General features: G+C 63.8%; 22 protein-coding genes. 9 read left to right on the plus strand and 13 right to left on the minus strand.

The genetic code is table 11. The features are described from left to right. Positions 1-16 precede the first annotated feature (16 nt). From QOL68_RS04695 to QOL68_RS04715, 5 genes are all read right to left on the minus strand, one after another. Positions 17-2,095, minus strand: a complete 2,079-nt coding sequence (locus tag QOL68_RS04695) for a hypothetical protein (RefSeq protein WP_283404277.1) — start codon at positions 2,093-2,095, stop codon at positions 17-19. A 266-nt stretch (positions 2,096-2,361) separates the two neighbouring features. Next, entirely contained in the window at positions 2,362-2,943 is a 582-nt protein-coding gene (locus QOL68_RS04700) for a LysE family translocator (protein ID WP_282947392.1), read from the minus strand. Between the two features lie 45 nt (positions 2,944-2,988). Next, entirely contained in the window at positions 2,989-3,681 is a 693-nt protein-coding gene (locus QOL68_RS04705) for a VIT1/CCC1 transporter family protein (RefSeq protein ID WP_058454216.1), read from the minus strand. After that, positions 3,678-4,157 (minus strand): helix-turn-helix transcriptional regulator, encoded by a 480-nt coding sequence (locus QOL68_RS04710; RefSeq protein ID WP_197410213.1) that lies wholly within the window; start codon positions 4,155-4,157, stop codon positions 3,678-3,680. The genes QOL68_RS04705 and QOL68_RS04710 overlap by 4 nt, the downstream gene beginning before the upstream one ends. Positions 4,158-4,220: 63 nt before the next feature. After that, positions 4,221-4,895 carry a cytochrome b/b6 domain-containing protein gene (locus QOL68_RS04715; RefSeq protein WP_283404278.1) on the minus strand — a complete coding sequence of 225 codons (675 nt, stop codon included), beginning with the start codon at positions 4,893-4,895 and terminating at the stop codon, positions 4,221-4,223. Between the two features lie 220 nt (positions 4,896-5,115). Here QOL68_RS04715 and gntA point away from each other — a divergent pair, with 220 nt between their 5' ends. Genes gntA through QOL68_RS04730 form a run of 3 tightly spaced genes read left to right on the plus strand, consistent with a single transcriptional unit; the run spans position 5,116 to position 7,218 of the window. Then, positions 5,116-5,775 carry a guanitoxin biosynthesis heme-dependent pre-guanitoxin N-hydroxylase GntA gene (gene gntA, locus QOL68_RS04720; RefSeq protein ID WP_282948265.1) on the plus strand — a complete coding sequence of 220 codons (660 nt, stop codon included), beginning with the start codon at positions 5,116-5,118 and terminating at the stop codon, positions 5,773-5,775. After that, positions 5,772-6,362 (plus strand): DUF1989 domain-containing protein, encoded by a 591-nt coding sequence (locus QOL68_RS04725; RefSeq protein ID WP_282947400.1) that lies wholly within the window; start codon positions 5,772-5,774, stop codon positions 6,360-6,362. Before gntA ends, QOL68_RS04725 begins: the two co-directional genes overlap by 4 nt. Next, positions 6,313-7,218, plus strand: coding sequence for an ATP-grasp fold amidoligase family protein (locus QOL68_RS04730; RefSeq protein ID WP_282947402.1), 906 nt, complete (start codon positions 6,313-6,315; stop codon positions 7,216-7,218). The genes QOL68_RS04725 and QOL68_RS04730 overlap by 50 nt, the downstream gene beginning before the upstream one ends. 109 nt (positions 7,219-7,327) lie before the next feature. Here QOL68_RS04730 and QOL68_RS04735 read toward each other — a convergent pair whose 3' ends face one another. The 8 genes from QOL68_RS04735 to QOL68_RS04770 all read right to left on the minus strand — a co-directional run bounded on the left by QOL68_RS04735 (position 7,328) and on the right by QOL68_RS04770 (position 15,806). Then, positions 7,328-9,541 carry a TonB-dependent receptor gene (locus QOL68_RS04735; protein ID WP_282947404.1) on the minus strand — a complete coding sequence of 738 codons (2,214 nt, stop codon included), beginning with the start codon at positions 9,539-9,541 and terminating at the stop codon, positions 7,328-7,330. Positions 9,542-9,587: 46 nt separating this feature from the next. Beyond that, positions 9,588-10,526: a FecR family protein gene (locus QOL68_RS04740; protein WP_282947406.1), complete on the minus strand. Its 939-nt coding sequence runs from the start codon at positions 10,524-10,526 to the stop codon at positions 9,588-9,590. Positions 10,527-10,534: 8 nt separating this feature from the next. Then, positions 10,535-11,185: an RNA polymerase sigma factor gene (locus tag QOL68_RS04745; protein ID WP_282947408.1), complete on the minus strand. Its 651-nt coding sequence runs from the start codon at positions 11,183-11,185 to the stop codon at positions 10,535-10,537. Continuing rightward, positions 11,172-11,786: a class I SAM-dependent methyltransferase gene (locus QOL68_RS04750; RefSeq protein ID WP_058454210.1), complete on the minus strand. Its 615-nt coding sequence runs from the start codon at positions 11,784-11,786 to the stop codon at positions 11,172-11,174. Before QOL68_RS04750 ends, QOL68_RS04745 begins: the two co-directional genes overlap by 14 nt. Positions 11,787-11,790: 4 nt before the next feature. Continuing rightward, entirely contained in the window at positions 11,791-12,435 is a 645-nt protein-coding gene (locus QOL68_RS04755; protein ID WP_282947411.1) for a tetratricopeptide repeat protein, read from the minus strand. Between the two features lie 21 nt (positions 12,436-12,456). Further along, positions 12,457-13,212 carry an SDR family NAD(P)-dependent oxidoreductase gene (locus QOL68_RS04760; RefSeq protein ID WP_282947413.1) on the minus strand — a complete coding sequence of 252 codons (756 nt, stop codon included), beginning with the start codon at positions 13,210-13,212 and terminating at the stop codon, positions 12,457-12,459. Next, complete coding sequence (locus QOL68_RS04765) at positions 13,199-15,121, minus strand: AMP-binding protein (protein ID WP_282947415.1); 1,923 nt, start codon at positions 15,119-15,121, stop codon at positions 13,199-13,201. The genes QOL68_RS04760 and QOL68_RS04765 overlap by 14 nt, the downstream gene beginning before the upstream one ends. 133 nt (positions 15,122-15,254) lie before the next feature. Continuing rightward, a complete protein-coding gene (locus QOL68_RS04770) occupies positions 15,255-15,806 on the minus strand; it encodes a thermostable hemolysin (RefSeq protein ID WP_058454206.1) in 552 nt (183 codons plus the stop codon). 220 nt (positions 15,807-16,026) lie between these two features. Between QOL68_RS04770 and QOL68_RS04775 the strand changes: the two genes are divergently transcribed. The 6 genes from QOL68_RS04775 to QOL68_RS04800 all read left to right on the plus strand — a co-directional run bounded on the left by QOL68_RS04775 (position 16,027) and on the right by QOL68_RS04800 (position 23,084). Next, on the plus strand, positions 16,027-16,566 hold the full coding sequence (locus QOL68_RS04775) for a phosphatase PAP2 family protein (protein WP_282947418.1): 540 nt from the start codon (positions 16,027-16,029) through the stop codon (positions 16,564-16,566). 430 nt (positions 16,567-16,996) lie between these two features. Further along, positions 16,997-17,608: a hypothetical protein gene (locus QOL68_RS04780; protein ID WP_282947421.1), complete on the plus strand. Its 612-nt coding sequence runs from the start codon at positions 16,997-16,999 to the stop codon at positions 17,606-17,608. Then, positions 17,605-18,351 (plus strand): HAD-IIB family hydrolase, encoded by a 747-nt coding sequence (locus tag QOL68_RS04785; protein WP_282947423.1) that lies wholly within the window; start codon positions 17,605-17,607, stop codon positions 18,349-18,351. Before QOL68_RS04780 ends, QOL68_RS04785 begins: the two co-directional genes overlap by 4 nt. Positions 18,352-18,728: 377 nt before the next feature. Beyond that, positions 18,729-20,816, plus strand: coding sequence for a glycosyltransferase family 4 protein (locus tag QOL68_RS04790; RefSeq protein ID WP_282947425.1), 2,088 nt, complete (start codon positions 18,729-18,731; stop codon positions 20,814-20,816). 7 nt (positions 20,817-20,823) lie between these two features. After that, a complete protein-coding gene (locus tag QOL68_RS04795) occupies positions 20,824-22,128 on the plus strand; it encodes a glycoside hydrolase family 130 protein (RefSeq protein ID WP_204994379.1) in 1,305 nt (434 codons plus the stop codon). Continuing rightward, positions 22,125-23,084 carry an NAD(P)/FAD-dependent oxidoreductase gene (locus QOL68_RS04800; RefSeq protein ID WP_282947428.1) on the plus strand — a complete coding sequence of 320 codons (960 nt, stop codon included), beginning with the start codon at positions 22,125-22,127 and terminating at the stop codon, positions 23,082-23,084. The genes QOL68_RS04795 and QOL68_RS04800 overlap by 4 nt, the downstream gene beginning before the upstream one ends. Positions 23,085-23,118 lie beyond the last annotated feature (34 nt).

A 23,118-nucleotide genomic window follows, 5' to 3' on the forward strand; every position in this document is an offset into this window, starting at 1 on the left:
AAGCGTCAATCGGGCGTCAATTCGATAGGTGGGACGGCGTTTCAAAACGATTGCTGGGTGCGGGCAACAGGTCGGGCCAGCCATATTTGTCCCACGCGGCGGCCATGCCGATACGCTGGGCAAAGGGGATGAATTCCGGGTGCTGCCAGATCCGGCGGATCGGATCGACATCGGCCCAGATTGACAGCAGGCACAGCGTGTTCGCAGGCGAGATCGCGTGGCTGACCGCCTCGAACAGCCGTTCGGGATAGCCCATGAAGATCGCGGGCAAGACAATCGAGGCGTCGGCGGGGTCGTGCAATTGGGACTGCATCGTGTCGAGCAAGGCGCAATAGGTGGCGCGGTCGGCGGCGCGGCCACTGCACACGCCGTTCGCCGCGACTTGCCAATAGGCGTCCATCACGGCGGGGGGCATCGGTTCGGTCCCCGCTGGCGGGAAGATGACCTTGTTGAGCAACACCCGCGTCTGCTGATATTGGGCAACGGCAAGCTCGTGCTGGCCCGATGCGGCGGTGGCCACCGCAAGCCACATCGACGGAAAGCCCAGATCGACCATCCGATGACCCGCCTCGATCGCCCCGTCGATGTCGCCTTGATTGAACCGTCCGACCGATCGCAGGTTGAATTTCCGGCCATCGACCGGATCCTGATCGATCGCCGCTTCGATATATTGCATCGCGTCGGCGGTCCGCCCGCAGTACAGCAGGAACGAACCCAGCCGCATGCACACCGCCGGATTGGTCGGTTCAAGCCGATAAGCCTTGAATGCCAGGTCGAGCGCGCCGACGATGTCGTTTTGGGTCCACTGATGAACCCCCAGCAGCGAATAGGCGTAGCCCAGCTGGGGAGCGAGAGCGATCGCTGTGCGCGCGCAGTCTGCCATGCGTTCCGATTCCGCCGCCCGATCGAGACAGGGCGTATAGACCGCGATCAGTTGATGGGCCTCGGCCAGCGCGATCCACGCCTCGGCAAATTCGGGATCGAGCGCCACGGCCTGTTCGAGCAGGTCCACCGCGGTCCCCAACACCCCCTCGCCGAACACCCGTCCACTCAGCGCGCGACCTTGCAGAAACAGGTCATAGGCCTCCTTGCTGCCGGTCATGCCGCGCGCTGGCGGCGGCGCCACCGCGATGCCCAGCGCGTCGCCGATCGCATGCGTCACGGCGTGCGCCACCGTTGCCTGCAGCGCAAAGATGCCGTCGAGCGATCCATCATAGCGCTGGCTCCAGCTCTCGAAGCCCGTGGCGCCGTCGATCAGGTGGATATGGATGCGCAGGTTTTCGCCCTGCCGCTGAACCGAGCCTTCGATGAGGTGCGAGACGCGCAAGGTTTTGGCGATTTCGGGCGGTGCCAGCGGCGAGTCCCGGAAATGGAACGACGACGTGCGCCCGGCGACGAGCAATTGCGGCACCTGACCAAGCGCCGTGATCAACTCCTCGACGATGCCATCGGCAAAATAGTCCTGCGCGCCGCCCGCGCCTACAGGATGAAAGGGCAACACTGCGATCCGCGTCCGGTCGCTGCCCACCGCGGGGGCTGCGAGCGACGGCTTCGCGGCGCTTCGCGCCGGCCAGGCATCGCGCAGCCGCGCGTACATCTCCCGGTCGCCTGTCCGTTCCAGCTCAGCCAACCCCGCCTCGATCGCTGCGTGGAGCCGTTTCTCGCAATCGCCGCTGCGCCGTGCCAGCCATTGGTTGAACGGGCCTCCGAAGTCCATCTGATCGAGGATCGGTTTCGTGCCGATCGCATGCAGTTGCGCGATCGCACTTGCAAAATCTTCACCCGCCAAAGCGCCCTCCAGCGCATCGAGATCGGTGAGGATCGAACCGGGATGGAGCGCGACACTATTTCGCGAGACATCGAGAATTTCTGTCCCGCGCGGTGCGAGCAGCTTTCCAAGGTCGAGCAGACATTGCCTCAAGCTCGCTTTGGCATGCGCCTCGAAACGGCCGGGCCACAACAGCTTGCTCAGAAAATCGCGTTCGATCGCTTCGTTTCCGGCAAGGCACAGCATAGCCAGCAGCGCGCGGGCACGGCGGTTGGTGATCGTGATTTCGCGGTTTTCGGCCGTACGGAGCTGGAACGTGCCAAACAATGAGGCATAACCCACTGGCCGGTCTGGACCTCGTGCCCCCGCTTTTTCCGTTTGTCCGATCACAACCTCCCCGCGCGCGCTTGTTTCTAGCGCAGGCTCAACCGACCCGGCAATTACAATCTATTGCGGGCGATCAACGACGTGGGGCGATGACCGTAGCAACTCTATCCCGGCCAAACGGCAGCAATTGCGGATTGCCGAACCAAATGCCGACCGACCGCATTCGGCCAGTCCACGCCATGGTGAGCGACCGCGCAAGAATTCCGTTAGCCCAGATCGGTCAGAAGAAATGACAGCGCCACAGCCAGCATGATTGCCGCGAACGCGCGTCGCACGATCTTGGTGCGCTGCGGATCGGATAGCCATTCATGCGCCGCGCTTCCGGCGATGACTATCGACAGGTGAATCGATGTCGCGATGGCGACGCTGATAACCGACAGGATAAGCGCATTGCGGATGCCGAGCGCCTCGCCGTTCAGGAACTGCGGCGCCACGACCAGGAAGAAGATATAAGCCTTCGGGTTGAGCAGATTGATCAAGGCGCCGGTCGCAAAGGCGCGGCGAGGCGAGCTGACCGGCCGTGTGGATCGTGATCCATCGCCGGTGCCGCGCCATGCTTCGATAGCAAGCCACAGCATCATTGCCGCGCCGGCGAAGCGCAGGATGTTCCAGAGCTGCGGGGCAGCCAGCAGCAATGCCGCCAGCCCCAAGGCTGCCAGAACGCCGTTCGCGAGCAGGCCCAGCGCGACGCCTGCGACGGCGGGCAGGCCGCAACGCCGGCCTTCGGTTGCGGCAAGCCCGGCGAGCCAGGCCATGTTCGGGCCCGGCGTCAACTCGATCAGCAGCACCGCCAGCGCGAACCCGATAATGTCCAAGCGCCTGTTCCTTCGCGGTTAGACGGCGGTTCCGACCAGTCGTCCGATACCTGCCGTCAGCGCCATGGCGAGCGCCCCCCAGAAGACGACGCGCGCGACAGGCTTCAACGGCCTCGATCCGCCCGCCGTTGCCCCAACCCATCCGAGCAGAGCAAGAAAGAGGAGCGATGCAACGGCCTCGCCGGGCACAAGCCAGTCGTGTGGGAGCATCGCCGCCGCCAGCACAGGGAGCAGGGCGCCCAGTGTGAAGGTCCCGGCCGAGGTGAACGCGGCGGTGATCGGCCGCGCCGCTGTCATGTCGGTGATGTGAAGCTCGTCGCGGGCGTGGGTGCTGAGCGCATCGAACGCGGTCATCTGCATGGCGACGGTTTTCGCGACATCGGCATCGACGCCCCGTGCTCGATAGATGCCGGCAAGTTCGGCAAGCTCCGCATCGGGGTCTGTCGCCAGTTCGAGCCGTTCGCGTTCGAGGTCCGATCGCTCGGTGTCCGACTGGGAGCTCACCGAAACATATTCTCCGGCGGCCATCGACATCGCGCCCGCGACAAGCCCGGCAATCCCCGAGACAAGCACCGCGGAGCGCGGGGCCCCCGATGCGGCGACGCCCATGATGAGGCTTGCGGTCGATACGATGCCGTCATTGGCACCGAGCACGGCGGCTCGCAGCCAGCCAATGCGCGACACGAGATGGCTTTCGCGGTGGCTTCTCATCCATTGTTCCCCTGCGGTTTGGCTTCAGCCGGTTTAATCGCGTCGCCGTCGACAAGGTCTTCGACCATCAGGGCTATCAGGCCGACTTGCGAATGCACTCCGGCCTTGGCGTAGATGCGCGCGAGTTGCGCCCGGATCGTCCCCGCCGCCGCGCCGCGGAGGTGCGCAATCTCGGCTGCATCGAAGCCCTTGAGCGCGAAGAGCGCGACATCGGCCTCGGCAGCAGTCAGTTGCCAGTCGAGAAACCGCTGCCGGACAAGGTCCGACATCGCGCCGCGCGCCGCCGCGACCGCCGTCTCGTCAAGTCGGGCGCGAAGGATCAGCAAGCGCAGCTGGAGAGCGCCGAAGCCGACCCCGGCGAGAAGCGCAACGGTCGCGCCGGTTTCGACAAGCAGGTGCATGTTCCAGCCATCAGCGGCGATGTCGCCAGCGACATCGGCGATGAAGAAGATCGCCGCCACGGACTGGAGGACCACCAGAAAGGTGGTCGCGACCGCCCGGCGTTCCAGCGATCTTCGTCTTTCCTGCATGGCCACGGTTTACGCGCGGCCGGGCAACATAGCCAACAGGATTTCCCGGCCGCTGCGGCGCGTCTCGAAGGCCACCCCAGCGACATGCAGTGCGATCAGAATGTAGAGCAGATTGACGGCCGTCTCGTGGACTTCTTCCCACACGCTGTCCTCGCCGCCTGCGCCTTCGGGCACATCATCGTCGTCATGATAGCCCTGTTCTACAACCAGCTGCCGGCTGACATCGCCGGACCGCTCTGCGCGATCGAGAAAAGCCGTCGAAGGCGGCCCCGCCATAGCTATGCCGCTGGCGATGATGACCCCGAGCATGCTCCAGATCGCAAAGACCATCAGCGCGCCGAGCGGATTGTGCGAGCGATGAACCTCCTTTTTGCCAACCCTGATATCGCGCAGGTGGGCAAGAGCCCGGCGGGGGCTCGGGAGAAAGGCCGAGAAGCGAGCCTCGGCGGGTCCTATCAACCCCCAAAGCAGGCGAAGCGCGAGGATGGCGGCCAGTGCATAGCCGACCCAGATATGCGCGCCCGAACCTTCCTCGGTGAACAGCGCGTTGGCGATGATCGCGGTTACGATCGACCAGTGGGTCACTTTGACGACAGGGTCCCAGCGTCGGCGCGGGCGAACGGGTTTCCCGAAACCTTCATCGGGATTTGGAGGAGGCGAAATCGACATGAGGCGTTCCTTCATTGGTTGAAGGTGTTGATCATGATGCGCACGCCTAAGCTATCGGCAAACTGCTTAGGGTCTTAGGTGTAAGCGCCTGCTTATGTCCGCGCATCGGGCCGCCAATGCGGTCAAAGACGATTTCCAGCCCCTCAAGCCGGCAGCATTTCCTTGGCCTCAAAAGTCCTCTCTGAACCATTTTCGGCGGCAAACGTTCAGCATTTGGACCACTCAGGGAGAGCCAATGTCCAAGCCCGGCGCCGCCGAATTCCTATCCTATGTTTCTGACCCGAGCTTTCCCTGCGTCGGCGCCAAATCGGCGGTGGCGCGGGGTAATCTGCGGATCATCGACGCGCGAGATATGACGAGCGCATGGAACGATCTGGAGATACACCGCGCCTTGCTCGACTGGGCGCGCGATTTCGGAAGCGCGCGAGAGGGCCTGCGCAGTCTCGTCGTTCTATTCGATGGGCCTTCTAACTTGTCCGAGCAGGATTTTGAGGCCGCCATGTGGACGCGGCTGCAGTCGTTCGCTGACAAGGATGCCTGGCTCGGTCAGCCGTACGACGAGGCCGTCAGCTCCGATCCGGAGGATCCGCATTTTTCGCTGAGTTTCGGCGGCGCTGCCTTTTTCGTCGTCGGGCTGCACCCCAACGCTTCTCGCCCAGCGCGCCGGTTCTCGCGGCCGGCGCTCGTCTTCAATCTCCACGACCAATTTGAACAGCTACGCACAAAAGGAAGCTACGACAGGATGCGCGACATCATCGTCGAACGCGATGTGGCCCTCGCGGGCTTTGCCAATCCGATGCTCGCCCGGCACGGTGAAACCAGCGAAGCGAGGCAGTATAGCGGGCGGCAGGTCGAGGCCGACTGGACCTGCCCGTTTCGGGATCCGCGCCGTTGAAACCCGGGCAGCTCGAGATCGCTCCGCGAAGCGGCGTCGCCTTTACCATGGCGGCGGGACAGGCGCTGACGGTCTGGGATCCGGAGGGCGAACAGGTGTCGGACATGGTTGCCTATGCATCCGGCGACACGGGCGAATATCTGTCGAACGGGCGCACCTTCGATTATGAAGAAACGATCCGGCTGACGGCGGGCCATCGCCTGTGGTCGAACCGTTCGCGGATCATGTTCGAAATCGAGGAAGATCGGGTGGGTACGCATGATTTCCTGCTTACACCCTGCAGCGAGGCGACCTTCCGGCACTTCTATCCCGACAAGCCGGTGCATCGCGGCTGTTTGGGGAATCTCGCTGAAGCCCTCGCTCCTTTTGGGATCAAGCCGGATGCCATTCCGGTGGCCTTCAACATCTTCATGAACGTGCCGATCGATCCCTCGACGGGCAGGGTGTCGGTCCTGGCGCCGCGCAGCCGGGCAGGCGATTTTATCCGCTTTCGCGCATCCATCGATTGCATCGTCGGGCTCACCGCCTGTTCGGCCTATGCTTCGAACGGCGGCAGTTTCAAACCGATCCACTATGCCGTCGACTGATCTGGCCGTCTTGCCGACCGAACGGGCGGCGTCCTCGGCGATCGGGGACATCGTCTCGGCGCTTTCTCGCTGGCGGGTCGCCGTCAGTTACGGCTGGCGCCATCGCCGCCTGCTCAATCTCGATGCGCCGATCCGGTTCACCGAACTGGTTCAGATGCGCAAATTATATGATCGGTCTCCCGGCCAAACGCTGCTGATGGACAAGGTCGAGTCCAAGCGTCTCGCCGGGGCCGCGCTCGGAACGGAATGGGTGGTTCCGACGCTCTGGTCGGGGAAGATGTTGTCCGACGAGATTCCCTTTGCGGTTCCTGCCATCCTCAAGGCGCGTCATGGCTGCAATCAAATTGCCGTGCTGTGCGAAGCGCCCTCCGCGGCGCAATGGCGCCGGCTGCAACGCCGGTCGCAGCGCTGGCAGCGATCGCCATATGGCCTATGGCTCGACGAATGGGCCTATCGCGGGGTACCGTGCGGTCTGATTGCCGAACCGTTGCTCGGCGGAAAATTGCCACTGCCGATCGATTACAAGATTTACGTTTTCGGGGGTCAGGCGACCCATGTGCAGGTCCATTTGGATCGCGGTGGCCGACACCGCTGGATTTTGCATGATCGCAATTGGCGGCCTTTGGTCGACAATATCGATCGCCCTCAAGCGCCCTCCTCCTTGTCGGCCATGCTCTCCGCTGCCGAAACCCTGGCGCGCGGCATGAGCTTTCTTCGCGTCGATTTCTATGAAGTCGAGGGCCATCCCTATTTTGGCGAGTTCTGTCTGTATCCCGGTTCAGGGTTCGACCCTTTCGCTGCAGACTGGATCGACCTCGAACTGGGCGCCTTATGGCTAGATGCGATGGCAAGTTGATACTCGATCATCAGCATTCGAGGCGATTGCGCGCGTAGCGGGAATATTCCCTTGCCCGCCGCGTACCGCGCGAGTTTTCTATCGGCATGCGAATAGCGGGGATCACACGCTAAAAGTGTTTTGAAAGCGCGATACTGAATTGCCGGGGCGCCATGGGCGTATATTGCCGCATCGTCGCGAAACGGAGCGAATTGCCGAACGCAAAACTGTCCTCGTCCTCGCCGAACAGGTTTTCGACGCGTGCGGTCAGATCGAGCCCCGCGACTTTCAGATGTCCCTCCAGCCCGCCCTCGATCAGGTTCCCCATCGGTCGGTCGACCAACGGGTCGAAACTGAGCCTTGAAGGTCCCACGTAACGCAGGCGCAGCGCCAGCGAGGCTTCGGCTCCACCGATTTCGAAGTCACGGCTGATCGCGGTGCGAACGACATAAGAGGGGACGACGGGCAGGCGCCGGTCATCGAGCGCGATGCCAAGGTTGTTGCGGACCAAGCGAGCCGAGACGAGATTGGCGCCGCTTTCGAGCTTCCAACCTCTGCCGAGCGGTACGGAAAGGCTCACCTCGGCGCCGACGACCCGGCCTTGCCCTGCATTGCGGGTTTCGATCAGCCCGGCGCTCTCGAGCAGGTCGGACTGGATATGGTCCCAGCGGCTATACCAGAGGCCGGCGTCGAGCTGCCCGCTGCCCAGTTGCTGTCGCCAGCCGGCTTCGAGTGTTTGCAACTCGTCGCCCTTGAGCAATTGCAACTCGCCCGCCGGATTGATGTCCGACCCGCCTTGCCGGACGGCCGAGCCATAGCGCAGGTAGATCAGCCGATCGCTCCGCGGATGCCAGGACAGCGCAACGCTCGGGGTGAAGCCGGTTCGCCCGAAGCGTTCATATTCGGTCCCCACAGGAACAAGCCGCGATTCCGAGACGCGGGTGTGGAACGCGCGGCCGCCGACGTCGAGGCTGAACCTGGGTGTAAGTGCGAAGCCGACATCGCCGAACAACGCAAGATCGCTCGTCGTGCGCCGATCGTCGTCGATAAGCAGCGCCGCATTGGCCGACGCCAGCGATGCGACGAAGTCTTGACTGGCGCGAACATACGACAGGCCGACGAGCCAGCGGATCGGTCCGCGATCGCTGTTGATGCGCAGTTCATTATCGAGCACGCGATATTGCCTGTCGTCGCTCAGGATGAGCGGATCGGCGAGCCCGAACTGGCCGGCGCCCATTGTTGCATCGAGTTGGTCGCCGACCTCGTGCCAGGTCATGCCGCTGACCAGTTCGACAGTCACATCGCCTTCGCGAGCCAAGCGTGCGGCAATGTGGCGCAGGTCGTTGTCATGCGGCTCGGGGCGTTGGGCAGCGCGCGAGCGCGCGCCGGGAGCATAGACATATTGGCTGTCGCGCGACCCAAGAAACTGGACAACTCCCGACAGGTCGAGCCGCCAGCGGTCACCCAGTTCGACGCCAAGCGCCGCGCGGGCTCCTTCGACGCGGGTGCGATTGGCGTTGCGACGCCTACCGGTCTCTATCCACCCCGGCTCGTCGGCGCGGTAGCCGACCAGCCGCAACGCGGCAGATCCTTGGGCGAGCGGCAGATTGACGATCGCCGATCCCGAGAGGCCGGTTCCGCCGCCGGACACGAGTGTGGCGCCGCCGGTCATGCTGGCCGTGAAGCTCTCGGGATCGGGGCGCCGGGTTACGATATGATAGGTGCCGCCGAGCGCCCCGGTCCCGTAGAGCGATCCCTGCGGCCCCTTGATCACCTCGGCCCGCTCGACGTCGACGAGCCTAAGATCGGGGTCCGGCGCGGAATAGGTAAGACGCGATCCGTCGAGGACGATCGCGACCGTCGACTGGCTTTCGCCGTTGAAGGCGCTGTCGGCGATACCGCGCAGGAACATGCGGTTGCGGCCCGGCCCGAGGCCCGTCATCGAGAACCCGTCCACCGCCGATGCGACGCGCGCGGTATCCGACGCCGGATCGACCCCGTCGGATGTGGATGGAATGAAGACCGACACCGCCAAAGGCAGATTGGCGAGCGGGGCCTCTCGTTTCGTCGCTGTGACGATGATCGTTGCTGGATCGTTCGAATCTTGAGGCTTGGAACCGTAGGGCGGTGGGTGCGGGGCATTGGAAACGGGCACGCGCTCGATCCGCCAAGCATTGCCGCCGACCCGTCGGGCGACATAGCCGGTGCCCGCCAGCAAGCGCGCGAGTGCCTGATCGACGGTCAATTGGCCATGAATGGCGGGTGTCCGCAAATTGGGAAGCCGTCCCTCGATGCCGATCGATACGCCCGCTTCGCGCGACAGTTGATCGATCGCCCGCGGCAAAGTGGCGGCAGGGATGTCTATTGTCTGCCGCGCTGGTTCGCGCGCGTCAGCGGGGGGGCAATTCCAGGCGATAGCCGTCATCGCGGCGGTCAAGCCGAAGGCCCATGAGCCGCGAAAGATCGCGAAGCGCCGCCTGTCCATCGCCAATGACCAACGTCCCCGAAAACTGCCGGGCGGCGACAGCGTCGGCGACCACGACCTTGACGCCCGCATAGCGGGACAGGTCGGCCGCGACCAGCGCCAATGGCGCGCGGTCGTAACTGAGCCGGCCACTGCGCCAAGCCCCGACCTGTTCGCCGGGGACGGCGCGAACCTGCGCGATATGCGTCCTGCCGTCGACCTGCAAACTGCGGCCCCCGGACAATTCGATGCTGCGCGCTAGGCGCGCTCCGGACACTTTCACCTTGCCGTCGGCCACCGCGACGCGCACGCCGGCACCGGCAGTCTGAATGTCGAAGCGCGTGCCGATGTCACTGATCGTCAGGCCATCGGCGGTGATCGCCATTTTCCGGCCGGGGTCGTGGCGAATATCGAACCACGCCCCGCCGGCCAAGGCGAGGCGATCCTGGTGGCGCCCCGCCACTTCGAGCCGGCTGTGCGGTGCAAGTTCGATGCGCGATCCGTCGTCAAGCGCGATCGCGCGTGTTGTCGCGCCGGTGACGTAGATGGCGGGGTCGGGTTGGGCGAGGCGTGGCACGAGCAGCGTTGCGACCAACGCTGCGGCAACAGCGCCGCCGCCCCAACCCAGCCATTTTGCGCGGCGAGGGACCGCCGGCGCGGCTTCTTCATCGTTGGCGGGCACAGCGATGCGCGGTGCCAGCGTCTCGCGATGGTCATCGATGATGGCGCCTGTCAGCATTATTTGATCATAGGCTGCGGCATGGCGCGGATCGGCCTCCAGCCATAGCGTAAGGCCGTCCCAATCCATGTCGTCAGTGTCGCTCGCGGCATGCCATGCGGCGGCCTCGGCGACAATCCTGTCCATTTCCCCATTCATAGCTTTTCATCCGGTCGCGGCCTGGCCGCGTCTGACCGCCCCTGCCACTGTAACGCCGCGGCGTCGAAAAATCCGCAGTCGGCCAGCGCATCGCGCAAATGTCTCATCGCAAGCGCAAGATGTTTCTCTACGCCGCTGCGGCTAATGCCCATGATGGTTGCAACTTCCGCCTGACCGTGCCCATCGAAGCGGTGCAGTCGCAAGGCGCGCTGCGCTCCCGGAGGCAGCGCTGCGATTGCCTGCGCCAGAAAGTCGGCTTCCTGCTGCCGCGCCAATATTTCATCGGGGGGAAGCGCCGGATCGGCACGTAGTTCGCTTGCCACGGCTTCGCCATCGCCTTCCAGCCAACGCCGGTCGCGCTGCATCGCGCGATACTGACCCCGGCGCCGATCGAGCAAAAGATTGTTCGCCATGCGAAACAGATAGGCGCGCCCATTGGCTACCGGACCGCTTGGACTGTTGGCGGCCCTCAGCCACAATTCCTGCAAACAGTCGTCGGCATCGTCGGCGTTGCCGCAGCGCGCGCGCAAGAACCGCAGCAATTCGCCGCGATGCCGATCGAACAGTGATGCGAGACCAGCAGTCGGCTCCATTGCGGCAACTGTCTCCCGACCGGGGGCGCCGCGCCGAAAATCATCGGGTCGCAATGGCGAAAAGCCCCTTAACAGACTTTGTTATCGGCTGCGCTTGCACTGAAATACAATCATGCGCAAATCCCGCAGCGACGAAGACATCGAAAAGCGCGCTTTCGTCATAGAGCCGGTGAAGGCCGGCGCGGGTGAACGACCAGCCGCGCATTGCGTCGCGATGGGTGACATAAGCAACCACCCGCCCACCCGGTTTGAGGGTCCGATGCAGGCGAGCGAGCGCAATCCCGTCCGCCTTGCAGAAGTAGAGCATGTTAAGGAGCAGCGCGGCGTCGAAACTTGCATCGGGAAAACACATCGTCTCCAAACTCGCGCGATGCACCGTGCCGACGCCATCGAGCCGCGCGGCGGCCATGCGCGCCATCAGGTCGGATGGATCGACCCCGGTGACGCGCGCAGCGGCGCGTCGCCGCAAAGCGACGAGCGCCGAACCGGTGCCGCACCCGACATCGAGGATATGCTCACCCGCGCGCGGCGCGAGCAGATCGAGCGCGAGCCGGGTCGGCTTGCGGTTCGCCAGGTCCATGGCAAGGCCGACGAACCGCCCGGCCGCGCCGTGCGGCCGCGCGAGCTGTCCGGCAAATGCTGTCGCCAGCGCCATGGCCCTACTGGGCCTTGGCGAGCAGCGTCTGAACCTCGCGGCGGCGACCGGCGTCCCACACCGGGCGAGTTGCATCGTGCGGCGCGCGTAACGCCTTTTGCAGGAACAGTCGCGCGCCCTTGGTATCGCCTTGGTCGAGCAGAAAGTCGCCGTAGAAATAATTGGCGTCGAGCCCGCCGGGATCGAGCGCCAGCGCTTCCTTGAGCAGCTTGCGCGCCTTGTCATCGTCGCCAAAGCCGATCGGTGATCCGGGCACCTTGTAGTAGAGGACGCCGAGACTCATCGCGGCGCCGCCATTGGCCGCGCGCGGATTGATCGCATAGGCGCGGGCGATGATATCGCGCGCCTTGGTGGCGAGCCCGAGCTTGTGCAGGAAATTCGCGCGATTGGCCTGCTCGCTGGTGACGATCCCCTGCCACAACAGCGGTTCGGCTTTGCCCGGATTGCGCGCAACGATCTGCGCGGCCTGTTTCGCGAGCGCATCAAGCGCTTTGGTCTGGGTGCTCGATCCGCGCACTTCGTAGACGATATGCGCCCAGCCGTCGTTGATCGATTTTACATCCTCGGTGACGCCGGCGAGAGCGGCGACCGGCATCGTGGCGAGAAGGATTGCGGCGACGGTGCTCGAAAGGGTGAGACGCTTGTTCATCTTATGCTCCTTTGTCTTGGGTCACGAAAATTCGGCGCGAGCGCGCTTGATCTGGGGCGCCAGGCCGGAATCGATCAGCGCTGGAGACACGGCATTGAGCGCCGCATAGACGCGCTCGATCAGGCCGACGTTGACTGTCGCGCGCTTGGCCAGGATCGCCGCGACGATACGCTCGGCCACCCAGTCGGGCGCATCGGCCTTCATCCCCGTGATTTCGAGGAAGCGGTTGACGTCGGCATTGTTGAAGGCCGTGCGTGCGGCGCGCGGATTGATGTGGGTGACGGTGACCCCGGTGCCGCCTAGTTCGCGCCGCAATCCTTGGCTCAGCGCGGCGAGGCCTGCCTTGCTGCTCGAATAGGCCGCGAACCACGGATAGGGGATCGACCCCAGCACCGATCCGATGTTGACGATCTGGCCATGACCGCGCCGTCGCATCGGTCCCGCCACCGCGCGCGCCAGCACCGCCGGGACGAGCAGGTTGACGCGGTAGCATAGAGCGAGCGCCTCGACCGGTTGGCTCTCGTGCAGGCCGAAGCGCTGGATGCCGGCGATATTGACCAGGATGTCGGGCGGGTCGTCCGCGAGCCGGTCGATGAGCGACGCGAGCGCGATGTCGTCTGCGAGGTCGGTGACGATATTGGCGTCGCAGGCCACGCTTTCGATACGGTCGATGCCGATCGTCTGCGCGCCCGCCGCAGCGAGCAAGCGCGCGACGGGCGTGCCGAGCCCGCCCGCGGCGCCGGTGATCGCGACGCGTTTGCCTTCAAGCGTGCGCATGCGCGGGCTCCAGTTCGATCGCAGCAAAGATGCCGCCGAACAGGCCGAATATCTCCTGCGCCATCGACAGGATGGCGTCGCGGTCCGCGGGATCGTCGAGCCCGTTCACCAGATTGGCGAAGAAGGTCATATGCTCCTGGTCAAGCGCACCGTGCGAGGTCAAATAGGTGAAGGCTTGCGGGGGAAGACCGAGCTTCTTGGCGACCGCCGCGGCCCCACGTGTCGCGAAGGCGACGCTGACGCTTTCGAGCACATAGACCATCCCGAAAAAGGCCATCGCATTGCCGTTCGCGATCCGGGCATAGGCGTGATCGACCATCGCCGCCGTGGCCGGTCCCGGCTTGCTGGCGCGCACAGCCTCGGCATCGCCGCCTGCTGCTGCGATATCGGACAAGATCCATTCCTCATGCCCGGTTTCCTCGGCGATATAATCGTCGAGCGCGGCGACGATATCGGCGCGATCGGTCAGCCGTGCGCGCGCGGCCTGCATCAGAGGGACAGTGTGGCGAACATGGTGATAGGCCTGCTCCAGATAATCGAGATAGGCGCCGCGACTGATCGTGCCGTTGAGGCCCGCCTGTAATTGCGGAACTGCGAGGAAGCGCAGCCGTTCGCGGACGGTGCGCGCTTCTAGCTCGGTGAAGAAAAGGGGCGGACCATTCAAATAGGCGGCGGCGATTGCAGCGCGGCGCAGGCGGCCATTGCCCGTCAGTTGTCCGTTCATCGGCGTGAAGTGCGCGGCCTCGCGCCACGCGCTTATCTGGGCATAAGCGGGCAGCTTCTCATTTGCTCGTGCGACCGCTGCCGCGAGATCGGCGTCGGGATGGCTTGGCACCAGCAATGCGGCCGGCGTCGGCAACCCGTCGCCATAAACCATCGCCTGCATGACTTCGGGCTGCTCGACCAGCGCGGCCTCGACCCATTCCGGCGAAATATTGCGGCCGAAACTGGTGATGATCAGGTTCGATTTACGACCCTCGATATGAAGTCGTCCATCGCTGTCGATGGAACCGATATCGCCGGTTTGGAGCGGCGATCCGGGCGCTTCGCCGCCCACCGCGCCAAGGCAGACCGGGCCGTCAAGGATGATTTCGCCATCGTCGGCGACCCGTACGGTCATGTGGGGCAGGCAACGGCCGACCGAAGACGGATCGTCGTCGCCTGCGTCCTGAAGCGAGACGACCGACGCGCATTCGGTCAGGCCATAGCCCTGCCGGATGGGCAGGCCTAGCCGGCGGGCGCGGTCCATCAAGGGGATCGATGTCCGCGCACCGCCGACCGCGACGAGCGTCAGGAGCGGCAGGCGAAGGCCCGTCGTCTCCATGACGCGAACCAGTCCCTCAAGATATTCGGGAACGAGGATCAGCGAGGTGATGCGCTGTTCGGCGATGATCGTCGCCGCCTTGACGAAATCGGGGCGAAAGGGATCGGCGAAGCCGATCATTGCCTGCGGCGGACAGACATAGCAGCCGCCTGCGAGCAGCGTCGGGAAGAAGCCGGCAACGGTCTCCAAAAGAATACCGGGCGGCAAGAGCGCGAGATGCCGCCCCGCATGTTCGGCGCCCACAGCTGCGACGATCGATTGCGCCACGGTAAGCATATGATCGGCGGAGAGGCAGATGCCCTTCGGCGTGCCCGTCGATCCCGAGGTGAAGGTGATCCGCGCCGTCCCGCGTGGCAGCGGGACGGACGCGGACCTGCGGGACCGGGCCGTTCCCGAGGGGCTTTGTATCGGGTCGGGATCGGCGCCGCAGAGGGCGATGGCGTGGCGCGATTGCTCGCGGGTGAAAAAGGCTGGCAACGACAGCACCGGGATCTTCGCTCGGAGCAGGGCGAGTTCGACGATTGACGTTTCCGCGCCGTGATCGCTTTGTAACGCGACTGCGCGGTCGGTCTCAAACCGAGCCATCATAGCGAGCGACCGCTCGCCCAGCTCAGCCCACAAGGCGCCGTAAGTGATCGGAGCACCATCGAGTGCATCGAGTGCAATGCGCTGAGGATCGGCTGCGGCGTGGGCGGCAATGGCTTGGAATAACGGCATGTCAGGCAACCTCACGGCGAAATCGGCGGTCGAGAAAGGCGTTGATGGCGTGCTGACCGTCCGAAATGACGCCGGTGCAAATCCGGGGATCCTGATCGAAATAGCCGCCCCAGTCGGCCGCCGCTGGTCCGAGCCGGTCGGGACACGCTTCGGCGATATCGACGATCGGTACGCCGATGCGCCGGAACATGTGCCGCAAAGGACGCGTCAGGGTGGCGACCGCAACCTCGCCGAGCGCCGACAGGTCGTTCGCCGCGGCGCCCCACAGCAGGATCATCGCCTGCGGGCTGACTGCAGCGAAATTGCCGATCTCGATGATCTCGGTCCGCGCGACGGGGCGCGAATGAGCCGCGCTCACCAGTGCTTCGACCGGCTGATCCAGATAGACTTCTAGAAAGAGCGGATCGGTCCCGGCGCGGGCATAGCCAAGCGCTGCCGTCGATTCCCGCTCGGTACGGCAACTGATATAGGCGGCAAAGTTCGGCGAAAGGTTGGCCCCGAAGGCTTCGCGATAGCGGTGGCCGATCATCTGCAATTCTGCGTGGTGCGACATGCATATCTCCTTGCACTCACACGAACGACGCCGCCGCGCCGCCACCTCCACAGTCGGAAAAATGCAATCGCGGAAAAAAGTATCAGCGCGCGCTACCCTGCGCGGCGTGGTCGCAAGTCCTTGCTTTGCATATCCGCCGGTCTAATATCGCGCTTGGCAGTCAAGGGGCTTTGCTTGCCGTGTACGGGCCCCTTTGGTCCTCGAAACGAGGGATATTGCTATGCATAAATTACTGACTTTCGTCGGCGCTGCGACTTTGTTGTCGATCGCAGCGCCAGCCCATGCCAGCGACAAGAGCTGGGACGATGCCGGTTCGATCGCGCGCGACGCGCTCGTCGTCGCGGCGTTTGGCGTGCCCGCCGTGCAGGGCGATTGGGACGGCGCATTGCAGGCTGGCGGCAGCGTCGTCGTCGCCGGCGGCCTGTCCTACGGGCTCAAGGAAGCGTTTCCGGAGCGCCGCCCCGACGGTAGCGACAACAAGAGCTTCCCGTCGGGACACACGTCGGTGTCCTTTGCCGCAGCGGCGACGTTGCAGAATCGATACGGCTGGAAGGTAGGCGTGCCCGCGCAATTGGTCGCAGCCTTTGTCGGTCTGAGCCGTGTTGAGGCGAACAAGCATCATGTCCATGATGTGCTGGTCGGTGCAGCGATCGGAGAAGCTTCCGGTTTCCTGATTACGCGCAAGGCCAATGATCGCGTCCAGGTACTTCCTTGGGGTGACACCAAGAGCGGCGGCATCGCGCTAACGATGCGGTTCTGAAGCGCCTTGGAGGCATCGATAGTACCGCAATGATCTTTTTCCTCGACAGCGAACGCTTGCCTGCAAACGTCCGCTCTCGTCATTTGTCCACCAAAAGCCGAAAGTCTCCTAACGGCCGATGTTTCGCATGACGCCCCAGCAACTCGGGCAAAAGGGCTTCGCTACCGCGAAGCCCTTCCATCCTCTGCGTTCGTGACCAAAGGAAGCCCCATCGACTTTCCGGGTCGCGTAGAAAGTCGCTGCCGGTTGAACGCTACGCCTATTCCGTAGGAAGTCGAGACATATGATTAGGCTGTCGTCGGTCGGCTACAATTATAAATGTCTGCTCATTGCAATCGGAAGCCTGTGACCCCACTTCCGTAACATCGCCCGCTTCCACCTCGTGCTGGCGACTGAGAGACCATTGCGCTCCCGCTGAAGGAGCAAAATCATGGACCTCAACCAACTTCTCCACCACCATCAGATGGCGTTGATGGCCGTGAGCCAAGCGCGACGCGATGGGCAGGCGATGCCAAACTTTGACCTGCCGCGCTATTATGCCAAACGGATCAACGAGTATCGCGAGCGGCGCGGCTTGAGCGGCGATGCCGAGGCTATCGCCGATCTCGCTGTATCGCCTGCCGGCGCCGTTGAAGCGCCGGACGATCTGGTCAGTGACGTACTGATCGCCGAATTGCTCATGGCGAAGGCCTTCGAAAAGGCGACACACCAACATCGCGCTGCCGGAAGCGACGGAGCTGACGATCCAGTCTTCGACATTCGCGCCACCCTTCTGGCCGTCGGGCGCGACTTTTATCGCTCGCTGGGCGTGGAGGACGGCCCTCTCGCCGCCGCGATCGATGAAGCTGCGTCACGTTCGGCGTGGGAAGGCGAGGGCGGAGGCCTGCGTCCACCGGACGACGAGGATGATGGCATCGTCCGGACCTATGTCGAACAATTCGCGGTGGGCGATTATTGCTATTCGAACCTTGCCGATGCCAAAGCCGCCGCGCGGCGGCAGCGGGACTCGGCGAGCGACGGGCGCGGAGCGACGCCTACATGAAACGGCTGATTGCCTTCGATCTTGATGGAACGCTTGCCGAAAGCAAGCAGCCGATGGAACCCGCGATGGGTGAGGCGCTTGCCGATCTCCTCGGCGTGGCAGATGTTGCGGTGATATCCGGTGGCGACTGGCCGCAGTTCGAAAAACAGGTGGCGACGCGCCTTCCAGAGCGCGCGGACCTTGCCCGGCTCTGGCTCATGCCGACAACCGGTACCAAGCTCTATACGTTCCGCTCGGGCGCGTGGCAGGCGCGCTATGCCGAAATCTTTGCCGATGCGGAGAAGCGACGCATATTCGAAGCCTTCGATGCGGCGCTGCTGGCGACCGGGTTCGTTCCCGAAACGGTCTGGGGCGAACGGATCGAGGATCGCGGAAGTCAGATCACCTTTTCGGCCTTGGGTCAGGAAGCGCCGATCGATGCCAAGGAAAAATGGGATCCCGACTTCGCCAAGCGCAAGGTGATCCAGGCAGAGCTCCGCCAACGTCTGCCCGGTCTGTCGATTAACATGGGCGGGGCGACGTCGATCGACATCACGCGTGAGGGCGTCGACAAGGCCTATGGCCTGACAAAGCTAAGCGGCGCCAGCGGTGTCGAACTGGGTGCGATGCTCTTTATCGGCGATGCGATCTTTCCGGACGGCAATGATTATCCGGCGAAGGCGCTGGGCCTCGATACAATCTCCGTACGCAATCCCGAAGAAGCGATCGGAATCATTAGAATTATCGTCGCATGCCTGAAATGAGAGCGGGGCGTTGCCGTCTGGCTAGCATGACCGGGATTGGCCTGCGAAGCCCCTCGCGAGGCGTGGGTCAATAGGAACAAATGCGCCGCTGAGCTGTTCTGTTTTCTGATGTTCGCGACCGGCTGCGCGTATCGAAGCAAAGGACAAGATACTGGGTGAGGCCTTCTGTCGCATCATTTTTGGAAGGTATGCCTGTGTACGAAACGCTTGATCGTAGATCGTTCGATGAAGGTTTTGAGGCGTGCCAAACGCTTCGGCCAAAAACTTCGGATACTGCCCGGATCGCACTAGTCGGCGGCTTTCTTCCGCGACGCTGTGGCATCGCCACCTTCACCACCGACATCCATTCATCGCTTGCCGAGGCTGCTCCCGACCTTGTGGTCGACGTATATGCGATGGCGCCGGCCGCGGTTCCCACGATATTCGACCCCGTTGTTCGCGGCGTCATAACAGAGGGTGACGCCGGTAGCTTTGTCGAGGCGGCCCGGCAAATCGAGGCGAGCTGTGCCGAGATTGTGTGGCTGCAGCACGAGTTCGGCCTCTTTGGAGGCTTGGCGGGCGATATGATCCTGGAACTGGTGGATCGTGTTTCCGCACCGCTGATCGTCACGCTTCACACGGTGCTCGCCGAACCTGACGCCTATCAGCGCCGCGTGATGGAGCGGTTGGTCGCGCGCGCGACCAAGCTGATCGTCATGTCCGAGCGCTCGCACGATCTGCTGCGAAGCGTCTATCATGCCGACGACGACCAGATCGCCATGATCGCACATGGCGTCCCTGACCGCCCGTTCGGCCGCGCGTCGCAGTTCAAGCCGCAGTTCAGCTTTGCGGGCAAACAGGTCGCGCTGACCTTCGGTCTTTTGTCGCCGGGCAAGGGGATCGAGGCGGTCATCGAGGCATTGCCCGCGATCATCGAAGATCACCCCGACTTCGTTTACTGCATTGCTGGAGCGACGCATCCCAATATGCTGGCGCTTGAAGGCGAGGCCTATCGCGGCCGGCTCCAGGCGCTCGCTGTCTCGCTCGGGGTCGATGCGCATATCCGCTGGATCAATGCGTTCATGGACACCGACGACCTCCTCGATCTTATCGAGGCGGCGGACATCTATGTGACGCCTTACATCGGGGCGCAGCAATCGACGTCGGGTACACTCGCCTATGCGATGGCGCTGGGCAAGGCCGTGATCTCCACACCCTATGTCCATGCGGTCGAGCTCCTCGCCGACGATCATGGCGTGCTCGTCCCCTTCAACGACAGCGAAGCGATCGCGAACGAAATCCGCTATCTGCTCGGCGATGCCGACCGGCTGCTCACGCTGCAGCGTCGCGCCTATGACCGCAGTCGCGACATGATCTGGCCGGTGTTCGCGGAGCGGACCTGTTCGCTGATCGCGGAAAGCCGCGTCGTGCCGAAAGCTGCGCCTATTCCCGAGCATATCGGTATCGATGGGTTCCTGCGCATTTGCGACGACACCGGCATCCTCCAGCACAGCGTTCATATGGTCCCCGATCGCGCGCACGGCTATTGCGTCGATGACAATGCGCGGGCGCTGATGCTGATGCATCGGCTCGACGACGATGCGCTCGGCAAGTGCGGACAACTGACCCCGGTCTTTGCGGCGTTCGTACAGCATGCCTGGAACCCCGACCGCGGCGAGTTTCGCAACTTCATGGGATTCTCACGCAACTGGCTCGAGGATGTGGGGTCCGAAGACAGCTGCGGCCGAACCCTCTGGGCGCTCGGCGCGACGGGGCGTGACGCGCGCGACCCCGGTCTGCGGCAATGGGCGCATGAACTGTTCGAGCGCACCGCGGCATCAGCGCTGGAGTTCCAGTCGCCGCGCGCGATCGCTTTCGCGATGCTCGGCGCCGACTTCGTGCTCGCCGCGCGACCCGCGCATGATCTCGCGAACCGGATATTGCGGAGCGGCGCCGACCGGCTGATCGCGCTATATCAAGCCGCGGCGCGACCGGACTGGCGATGGTTCGAACCGGTCCTTGCCTATGACAATGGCCGCCTGCCCGAAGCGATGCTGCGTGCAGGCGTGCGACTTGAGCGCGCGGATGTTACCGCGTGCGGGGTCGAAGCACTGCGGTGGATCAACGATGCGCAGATTTCGCCTTATGGTCACCATCGCCCCGTCGGGTCCAACAGCTTCGGCCATGCCTATGCGCTGCCGCGGCCATTCGATCAGCAGCCGCTCGAGATTTGGGCCGCGATCGATGCCGCTTCGGCCGCCTATGGTGTGACCGGCGACGATATCTGGCTGGCGCACGCGCGGCGCGCTTACGACTGGTTTTCCGGGCGTAACGACCGCGGTGTGATCGTTGGCGATCCGCTGACCGGGAGCAGCAAGGATGGCATTAACCCGCGCGGCCTGAACCTCAACGAAGGGGCGGAGTCGATACTTGCCTATCAGCATGCGACATACGCGATCCGGGATTTTATCCGCAACGCCGACTGAGGGGATTATGGTGCATCTGGTTCAGGATGAATTGCGGCTCCATGCCGACCCGACGCGCGTCGTCGTGCGGCCCTTTCACCTCGCATGGCAAGCATCGGGTCCCGATCTCGAGCGCGTGCAGCGTCTGGCGCGCGAAATCGTTGCGCTCGACACGCGTACCGTGCGCGCCGAGCTCGCCGTGGTCCTGCGCGATTTCGCCGATCGGCACTGGCAGATCGAGAAGGTGTTCGAGGATCGTTTCGAGCAGATCGAACCGAAGCTCGGTCTCGAGGGCCTGACACTGAAGCGCGAGATGCGGCTCTTGATCGGCGCTTATTTCTGCCATGAATATAGCTATGCCGCCGCGGCTTTGATGAACCCCAGCGTCGTGCGTCATCCCGATCAAAGCGGGTTGCAGGAAGGGAGCATCCGCATCCTCCTGTCGCTGCGCGCGGTCGGCGAGGGGCATATTTCGACGATCGCCTTTCGCGAGGGCATCATTACCCATGATCGCGAACTGACACTGCTGCCGCAACCGGGCTTTGCGACCGCGGCGATGCTGGGTCAGCATCGCGAGGACAAGCCCGACGATGTCGTCTCGCTTTATCGTCAAAAGGACAGCTCCCTGTCGGGAACCGTGATCTTTCCGATCACCGAGGCGCAGCGCAACGGTCTCGAGGATCTGCGGCTGCTCGAGTTCGAGCGCGACAGCGGCAAGAGCGAGTGGATCGGCACCTACACGGCGTACAGCGGCCGGGACATCCAGTCGGAACTGCTCCGGACCCGCGATTTCAGGGATTTTACGCTAACACCGATCAAGGGCAAGGCGGGGCGCAACAAGGGCATGGCGTTGTTCCCGCGCAAGATCGACGGGCAATTCTGCATGATCGGCCGGCAGGACGGCAAGAATCTCTATCTGCTGCGCTCGGACGCGGTCGACCAGTGGGAGGACGGCGAGTTGCTGCTCGAGCCACGCTTTCCATGGGAACTGATCCAGATCGGCAATTGTGGCGCACCGATCGAGCTGGACGAGGGCTGGCTGGTGCTGACCCATGGCGTCGGCGCGATGCGCAAATATGCGATCGGTGCGGTGCTGCTCGACAAGGCCGATCCGTCGAAGGTGATCGGACGTACCCCCAACCCCATCCTTTCTGCCGCCGACGAGGATCGCGAGGGCTATGTCCCCAATGTCGTCTACACCTGCGGCGCGATCCGCGTCGGTGGCGACATTTTTTTGCCTTATGGCGTGGCCGACAGCTCGGTGTGCTTTGCGTTCGTCGCGATAACAGAAATCCTTGCCGCCATGGATTATTCGGCGCGGGCCACAGGATGACGTCACTTTCGGCCGGCGAAGGGTCGGCGACCGAGATCTTGATCGTCGGCGCGGGGCCTGCGGGCCTGACGGCCGCCCTGTATCTCGCGCGCTACCGGAGAAAAGTACGCGTCGTGCATGACGGAGGTTCGCGCGCCCTTTGGGTGCCGCGGTCGCGCAATATCCCCGGGTTTCCGGACGGCATCGTCGGGGCCGACCTCATCGCGCGCATGAGCGACAATGCCACGCGTTACGGGGCGGAGATTTTCGAGGCCCGAGTCGACGCCATCGCACCACGACAAAATGAGGAGGGCTTTCGCGCCCGCCTCACGGACGGCGCGACCATCGATGCGCGCGGCCTTATCCTCGCGACCGGCGTAGAAACCGATCTCGCCAAGCTCGACAGCGGCGATCACAACGCGGCGGTTCGGAACGGGGTGCTTCGCTATTGCCCTATCTGCGACGGTTTCGAACATAGCGACGAGCCGATCGCGGTCCTCGGTTCCGACCTCCATGGCGCGGCCGAGGCAATGTTCCTGCGGCAATATTCGAGCAATGTCACGCTCATCCCGAAATGGCAGGTGGCGCTGACCGATAAGCAGCGGGCCGAACTCGAAGCGAGCGGCGTCGACGTTCTCGAAGGCCGGGTTCTTCGCCTAGACGCTACCGAGGAGGCGATGTTCGTCGCGATCGAGGGCGAAGCCAGGCCGCGCCGGTTCGACACGCTCTATCCGGCATTCGGATCGACTCCGCGCAGCGAGCTTGCCGTCATGCTGGGGCCGCTGACCGATCCGAAGGGCTGCATCCCGTTCGGTGCTTTTTCGGATAGACTGCTTCCCGGCGTTTATGCCGCGGGCGACGTCATCGAAGGTCTCGGTCAGATCAGCGTCGCGATCGGGCAGGCCGCGATGGCGGCGACGCGTCTCCACAACTGGCTCCGCGAACAGGACGGGGATGTGATGGTCGACCAGAAATAGGAAAGAATGCGGGCGCGGGGCGAAACCTAAGGGC

Origin of the sequence: Sphingopyxis sp. Geo25, from assembly GCF_949769135.1 — a bacterium.
Taxonomy (GTDB): Bacteria; Pseudomonadota; Alphaproteobacteria; order Sphingomonadales; family Sphingomonadaceae; genus Sphingopyxis.